We start from the raw sequence: 7,454 nt of genomic DNA, 5'->3' as shown, positions 1-7,454 counted from the left end.
CCACTTTTAGTTATATCATATTCAACGGACTAATAAAAGGAAGATGTTTCTATTTTTTATTACCCTTTCTGAAAGGTAAAAAACAAAAAAGGAGCAAACCCTTTAAGGCTAGCTCCTGTTAATTTTCATTTAGTTTATATGGTTCTGTTTAATTTTATTTCAAATGAAGGATTAGTTACATATTCCTGATACACTACTTTACCCTCGAACTCCAAATAGGCTTGATATCTCGTCCTGATTGCATCAGCCGTGATCATGTTAAGTACTTCATCCTTTGGTACCCATAGTACCTCAGAAGTTTCCTCAGAAGTGCATAGCTCCCCACCAATTGGTTTACAAATAAAATCAAACATGATTTTAGTAGGAACATCAGTGACACCATCATACCATTTATACATACCAGTATTTGAATAAACGCCTATTAAATGAGATACCTCCACGTCTATACCACTTTCCTCTTTTATTTCCCGCATTAATCCATCGATCAGGTTCTCTCCTACCTCAATTTGACCACCTGGATACACCCACCCGCCATGCTCTGTTTTCACTAAAAGAATTTTTCCCTCTTCGTTTTCTACAATACCGCCTGCTGCAAGGATGTGAGTTGGCATTTTCATATATCTTCCCCCTTTGCTTCATTTATGAATATTTTACCATTTTTATAAAGGGAAGAATATCGGAATTACAATCATCATGACTGCAAACATAATAAGCTGTAATGGGATCCCAGCCTTTACGAAGTCGAAAAACTTATAGCCACCAGCCGTCATAACTAATGCATTGGTCGGCGATGCAACCGGAGTAGCAAAAGCCATTGATGACGATACAGCAATAGCGATTAAGAAAGTATATGGATTAGCTCCCATGCTAAGGGCAGCAGTCATGGCAATTGGTGCAAACAAAACTGCCGTTGCCGTGTTAGAGATAAATTGGCCGAATACCATGGTGATAAAATAGATTCCTGCCAGTACACCTAGTGCCCCGAAGTCTCCGAGAAGATCGATAATGCCTTCCGATAAGATCACCATACCACCTGTCTTTTCTAATGCGGTGGCCATTGGGAGCATGGCGGCTATGAGTATGATACTTTCCCAGTTCATCTTTCCATAGGCATCATCCATGTTACGTAAGCATCCCGTCACAACCATTAACACCGCACCTATTAAAACAGAAATTACGGCAGGAAATATTTCGGAAATCATTAAAATAATCATTAATAACATAATAGCTCCAGCAATTGGAGCTTTTCCACTAGCTGCCGCCATACTTGCATGCTCCTTTGGTTGGCCAATAACCACTACATCATTAGTAGCCTTTGCGAGCAATTCGATTTCTTCCCATGCACCTTGTACTAGTAGGGCATCCCCAAAGCGTAGACGGACATCTGCCATTTCACTTAATACATATTCCCCTTTGCGATTTACGCCAAGAATGTTTAAATTATATTTTTCACGGAACTTAATACTCGCTATCGTTTCATTAATTAACATGGAATGGGGAGTCAATAGCACCTCTGCGATTCCAAGCTGTTTGGAAACTAATAAGTCCGGCATCGAATCATCGTCATCTACTTCTAACAAATAATCCTTTGCTAGCTCCTCTGTTCTCTTTAAGGAGCCTTGAATATAAAGGACATCCTTAGCCTGGACTGTACTGAGAGGACCTGCCATCTCTTGGTACGTCATTGGTAACAAATTGATCCCCTCTGTGGATTTGCGGTCTATTTTCAAAATAGCTAGATGATACTTTGCCGGTAGTTTTAAATCGGTCAACTTCTTTCCAATCATTAACGAATGCTCAGGAACCTTCAAACGATGAAGATTTCCCCCAAGCTCATAATCAATCGCTAGCTGTTTAGGCGATAGCTTATGACCCGCTCCTACAGCATCTCTCTTTTTGCCATTTGGGAGAACTACATTTCTCGCGACAACAAAATATAAAATACCTACAATAATAGCAATTATACCAACCGGCGTAATTTCAAAAAATCCAAGCTTTTCATAGCCATTGTCTACTAGCACTTGACTAACAATAAGGTTGGCAGGCGTTGCTATTAAGGTCAATAAGCCCGATAAACTGCTGATATAAGACAGGGGAATTAAATATTTGGAAGGGCTACTATTGATGCTAATAGCAATACTAATAACGATTGGCAGCATTAATGCAACCGTTCCTGTATTACTCATAAATGCACCAACACTACCCGTTATTATTAATAATAAAATAAATAGCTTTTGTTCACTTTTACCAGACCATTTAAGAAGGAGATTACCCGCAATTTGGGCAAGTCCAGTTCTTACAATGCCTGCTCCTACGACAAATAAACCAGCTATCATAATTACTACAGAGTTAGAAAACCCAACAAGCGCCTCGTTCGGCTCTAAAATACCAGTAATAACAAATGCTAAAAGTGCAAGCAATGCCACTAAGTCGGCTCGTATTCGATTGCTTATAAATAAGACAATACTAATTGCCAATATACTAAAGGTTATTGCTAACTGCATATCTAAGTGAGCTCCTTCTTTTTTTGTCTCCTTTATTATATAAAATGTTTGGAAGAAGTACTCGTCATATGGTTAAAGGTTGTTACAAAGTCTTTAAAGATCATCAAGTATGTATGAGATCACAACCCTATCCTTTATTTACACTGTTGTAGCCTGCATGAATAGCATCCCAGTCATGCGGTCTAGCCATCCTCTTTTCTATGCTGTCTAACGGCTTAAATCCAAACTGTTCATATAATGAGTGTGCATCTTTGGTAGCCAAGTGAAAGTTTGTTCCCTTTAGGTTCGGATGCTCAACAATAACACTCATCAGCCATTTACTTAAGCCCCTCCCCCTGTATTCGGGTAAAACAAATACATCTCCTAGCCATGAATGCCTCACTAAATCTGACACTACTCGAGCAAACCCTACCTGTCTGGCTGTACCAGATGTTGGATCTCCTTCATATATGCCGTAGCACAATACAGTGTTTTCTATGGAAGCCTCTACTAACACTTTTGTTACTCCTTTTAACCAATAGGATTCGTTCGTTAAATAATTATAAATCACATCGATATCTAACAAATCCTTATCCGTACTAATATAAAACCCGTCGTTTTCTAACACAACATATTCATTCATAACATAACCCCATTTTTCTATTTTTATTAAATATAACCTTTTTATGTATTAATTTAAATACTTGTCTAAATTCTCAAAAAGTTCTAGTTGCGCTACTATTTTTCTTTTATAGTATGTATAAAGGAGTGGAAGTTAAATGACTTTACTAAACAGACTAAAAAAGGGAGATAAAATTGGAATTTATTCACCTTCGTCACCTGTTACATACTCATCCCCTAAGCGTTTTGCACGCGCTAAGGCTTATATGTATTCCAAGGGATTCGAGATTGTCGAGGGACGCTTAACTGGAAAGCATGATCACTATCGCTCAGGTTCTATAAAAGCACGCGCAGAAGAACTAAATGAGCTTCTCCGAAATCCTGAGGTCCGCTGCATTATGTCTACTATTGGTGGCACGAATTCCAATGCTATCCTCCCATATATCGACTATGAGGCGTTTAAAAAGGATCCCAAAATTGTAATCGGCTATTCGGATGCAACAGCAGTTCTATTAGCACTCTACGCCCAAACAGGAATACCAACCTTTTATGGTCCAGCACTCGTCCCTTCCTTTGGAGAGTTTGAGCCATTCGTCGATTATACATATGACTATTTCAATCAAATGCTAATCGAGGAGCAGCAGGCACCGTATGTCATCCCTACCCCTCCGTATTGGACAGACGAAATGGAAAACTGGGAGGTTAAAACGAAAGCAAAGGATCAGCGAGACAACGAGTGGGTTTGTCTGAATAAGGGCATCGCTAAGGGCAGACTTATCGGCGGCAACCTTAACGCCATGTATGGTTTTTGGGGAAGCCCCTATATACCAAGCATTAAAGCAGGCGATATCCTCCTAATCGAGGACACGATGAAATCTGCCTCTATCGTGGAAAAAAACTTCAATCTATTGAAGGTTAATGGCGTATTCAATCGAATTGGAGGTATAATCCTTGGCAAACATGAGTTGTTCGATGACGAGGCAACCGGTAGACAACCATACGAAATTCTACTAGAAACGATCGGCGATTTGAATATCCCTATCCTTGCAGATTTCGATTGCTGCCACACTCATCCGATGTTAACCATGCCAATCGGACGCCAAATCAAGCTAGATGCTACGAGTAAAGAAGTTACGATAATGGAACAATGGATTAACTAGGGGTGATCCTCCTCGTGGAGAGGGCTCTTTTTTGCAGAAGGTGCTTGTATGGGGAAGTACTGCGAGAATTTGGACTAAGTTTTGCGGGAATGGAGAAAGTGTTGCGGATATTGAGTGAAGTGTTGCGCGAATGGAGTGAAGTGTTGCACTAATTCTGGAAGTGTTGCGGATATCCTATAAAGTGTTGCGGGAATGAAAAGTGTTGCAGATATTGAGCGAAGTGTTGCGCTAAACCTGGAAGTGTTGCGGATATCCTATAAAGTGTTGCTCTAATCGTAGCAAGTGTTGCACTAATGATAAGTGTTGCAGATATTGAGCGAAGTGTTGCGCTAATTCTGGAAGTGTTGCGGATATCCTATAAAGTGTTGCGCTAATCACAGCAAGTGTTGCGGGAATGATAAGTGTTGCGGATATTGAGAGAAGTGTTGCGCTAATTCTGAAAGTGTTGCGGATATCCTATAAAGTGTTGCGCTAATCGGAGACAATCCGGAATCTTGCAGAGATAAAGGAAAATCTTGCGCTAATCCTCCTCAACCTTGCGGAGACGAGGTAGAACCTTGCACTAATCGCTCGGAACCTTGCACAAATGCATAAAGAAGGAATAGAAACTTTGGAGGTGATACTTTGAAGAAAATGATGTTAGGTTTATGTATAGTTGTATCTGGATTTATCATCTTTTTCGTACAAGAAAAATTTGGAGGGAACAAGACAGCAGATGGTATTGATAAGCTGTTTTCTGGTCAAATCTATGATTATGCAAAAGAGGAGTTTACTGTCCATGGTATGGGTTTAAGTCCTGAAGAAAAAGTTTTTACAGTTAGAATTGCAGAAGCACAGTATAAAGAACAAGCAAAGGAATACTTTAGAGACATTTTAAATTCTCACTATATGGAGAGTTATGGACTTGAGGTATTCGTTGATGATTTAACTTTAGAATAAAAAGTAAAAATAAATCAACATAAAAATGAGCTGGGAGAAAATATACCAGCTCATTTTTTGTTTTACATCGACCTTTCCCTTTAATTCATCACTGGTTGTAGTGCTTCTTTAAGTTTTGGAGAGGCTTTAACTACTCCGTATACTTTTATAGAGTTAATGGTTTTTAGTGCCAGCTCTGGATCTATATCATTAGCTAGGATGAGCATACCTATTGTTTTAAGAGAAAGGGTTTTATTCTGCTCCGACAGTAGCTCTAATGTATGTTTGTCATAATAGCTAACTCCCATATTAAAAGCTTTCATTGTCACTGCTTGGTCGATTACTTGCGCATGCGTGTTTAGTTGGTTTCTAATAGAAGTTTTGATGAAGTCGGTTCTGTTCGAATAAAAGCCCTGCTCTATTAATAAATCTGCCTTCCCTAAGTCCACCACGTTCATATTTATTGTTATTTTTTCAGTTTCAGCCATCTCTCTACCATCCCCTTACCATCTATTTTCAATAATTATAATAATGATTTAATTTTCAGTCAATATAAAAAGCACTGAATCTTATCTTCAGTGCTTTGCAAGGCAGTATTGTTCAGCTCAAATAGATGGTTCATTTTGTTCTTCCCATTCTTCTCGTAACAAGCCCATGCGTATGGAGTCATAGTAGACTCCATTATATAAACGGCATTTTCTCATGCGCGCTTCCATTTTCATACCTAACTTTTCTCCAACCTTGACCATACGTTCATTGCCTGACCACGTTGTAAAGCCAACCCGTACAAGAGGCAGCTCCGTAAATAAATGATCGATCCACATTTTAAGTGACTTTGTTCCAATTCCTGAATTCCATGATTTTGGGTCATAAATAAGAATTCCCATCTCTAGCCAAAGTGAGGCCTCATGCTCCCAGTAATAACAAAGTGCTCCAACTAATTCATCTTTATAATAAATTCCCCAAAAATCATCTTGGTTTATAAAATAATCTTTTTTTAAAATAAATTGCTCATATGTCATGGGAGTGTATGGCTCAAACGGGGCGTCCCACTTTTTCCATTCTGGGGCGTCTTCTTTTAAGCTAAGTTCCCATAAACGGTATAGTTCCTCTTCTTTTACCGGTCTTATATTAATGTCATTCACTTTCATGCCCCCTAACTCCCATGCATATAATTTTATCATACTATTCTTTTTAAAGAATATTTCCTATATAGTTTTTATTGTGGTAAAGTGTTATTTGTGAAAATTACATATATAAAAGGAAGTGCTACTCTCGTGGGTGGAAATCAACAATTACAACGAGGCTTGGAACAACGGCACATCACCTTAATGTCGTTAGGCGCTGCAATTGGAGTCGGACTATTTTTAGGCTCCGCAACAGCCATTCAATTAGCCGGACCAGCTATTCTGATATCCTATATTATTGGAGGCCTAGCTATTTTCATTATCATGCGAGCGCTAGGGGAAATGGCCGTCCATAACCCGGTATCCGGATCTTTTAGCAGGTATGCAAAGGATTATTTAGGATCACTGGCAGGATATATAACTGGATGGAATTATTGGTTTTTATGGGTTGTCACCTGTATGGCCGAAATTACAGCAGTTGGTGTATACATGAAAATGTGGTTCCCTGATACCCCATCGTGGATTTGGGCTTTAGCTGCTTTGGTTATCATGACTTTAGTTAACTTAATTGCCGTAAAGGCTTACGGAGAATTTGAATTTTGGTTTGCTCTTATTAAAATTGTGGCAATCCTTGCAATGATATTCGTCGGACTTGGCGTTATTATTTTTGGTATAGGTAATGGCGGTGTAGCCGTTGGTATAAGCAATCTATGGACAAACGGTGGCTTTGCCCCGAATGGAATAACGGGTATATTCATGTCTCTACAAATGGTAATGTTTGCTTATTTAGGTGTTGAAATGATTGGAGTAACAGCTGGAGAAGCAAAAAATCCTAAGAAGGTTATTCCTAATGCCATCAACACGGTATTTTGGCGAATTTTATTGTTCTATGTGGGAGCTTTGTTCGTTATTATGTCGATTTATCCTTGGAATGAAGTGGGAGACAACGGAAGTCCGTTTGTTTTAATGTTCGAGCAAATTGGTATTGGACCAGCTGCGGGTATTATTAACTTTGTTGTTCTTACCGCTGCGTTATCAAGCTGTAACAGCGGAATTTTCAGTACAGGGAGAATGCTCTTTAATCTAGCAGAGCAAAAACAAGCACCTGCTTCCTTTAAGCGAATCAGCGGTACTGGTGTTCCATC

The 7,454-nt window shown here is 39.2% G+C and carries 8 protein-coding genes; 3 read left to right on the top strand and 5 right to left on the bottom strand.

Annotated features, from left to right (window positions below):
* Positions 1 to 134: 134 nt before the first annotated feature.
* From AC06OU_RS12705 to AC06OU_RS12695, 3 genes are all read right to left on the bottom strand, one after another.
* On the bottom strand, positions 135 to 617 hold the full coding sequence (locus AC06OU_RS12705) for an NUDIX hydrolase (RefSeq protein ID WP_475856210.1): 483 nt from the start codon (positions 615 to 617) through the stop codon (positions 135 to 137).
* A 42-nt stretch (positions 618 to 659) separates the two neighbouring features.
* Positions 660 to 2,504, bottom strand: coding sequence for an SLC13 family permease (locus tag AC06OU_RS12700; protein WP_475856208.1), 1,845 nt, complete (start codon positions 2,502 to 2,504; stop codon positions 660 to 662).
* Between the two features lie 127 nt (positions 2,505 to 2,631).
* Complete coding sequence (locus AC06OU_RS12695; RefSeq protein ID WP_475856206.1) at positions 2,632 to 3,126, bottom strand: GNAT family N-acetyltransferase; 495 nt, start codon at positions 3,124 to 3,126, stop codon at positions 2,632 to 2,634.
* 136 nt (positions 3,127 to 3,262) lie between these two features.
* Between AC06OU_RS12695 and AC06OU_RS12690 the strand changes: the two genes are divergently transcribed.
* Both AC06OU_RS12690 and AC06OU_RS12685 read left to right on the top strand, forming a co-directional pair.
* Complete coding sequence (locus tag AC06OU_RS12690; protein ID WP_475856205.1) at positions 3,263 to 4,264, top strand: S66 family peptidase; 1,002 nt, start codon at positions 3,263 to 3,265, stop codon at positions 4,262 to 4,264.
* Between the two features lie 633 nt (positions 4,265 to 4,897).
* On the top strand, positions 4,898 to 5,203 hold the full coding sequence (locus AC06OU_RS12685) for a YolC/YozM family protein (protein WP_475856212.1): 306 nt from the start codon (positions 4,898 to 4,900) through the stop codon (positions 5,201 to 5,203).
* Positions 5,204 to 5,283: 80 nt separating this feature from the next.
* Here AC06OU_RS12685 and AC06OU_RS12680 read toward each other — a convergent pair whose 3' ends face one another.
* Both AC06OU_RS12680 and AC06OU_RS12675 read right to left on the bottom strand, forming a co-directional pair.
* On the bottom strand, positions 5,284 to 5,670 hold the full coding sequence (locus AC06OU_RS12680) for a CopG family transcriptional regulator (RefSeq protein WP_475856203.1): 387 nt from the start codon (positions 5,668 to 5,670) through the stop codon (positions 5,284 to 5,286).
* Between the two features lie 117 nt (positions 5,671 to 5,787).
* Positions 5,788 to 6,327 carry a GNAT family N-acetyltransferase gene (locus tag AC06OU_RS12675; protein ID WP_475856201.1) on the bottom strand — a complete coding sequence of 180 codons (540 nt, stop codon included), beginning with the start codon at positions 6,325 to 6,327 and terminating at the stop codon, positions 5,788 to 5,790.
* A gap of 186 nt (positions 6,328 to 6,513) precedes the next feature.
* Between AC06OU_RS12675 and AC06OU_RS12670 the strand changes: the two genes are divergently transcribed.
* Positions 6,514 to 7,454, top strand: a 941-nt coding sequence (locus tag AC06OU_RS12670; RefSeq protein ID WP_475856211.1) for an amino acid permease, incomplete at its 3' end; no start/stop codon positions are given.

The sequence above is a fragment of the Psychrobacillus sp. genome (genome assembly GCF_056205495.1).
The sequence above is the reverse complement of the archived record's forward strand: the minus strand, read 5'-3'. Positions and strand labels throughout refer to the sequence as shown.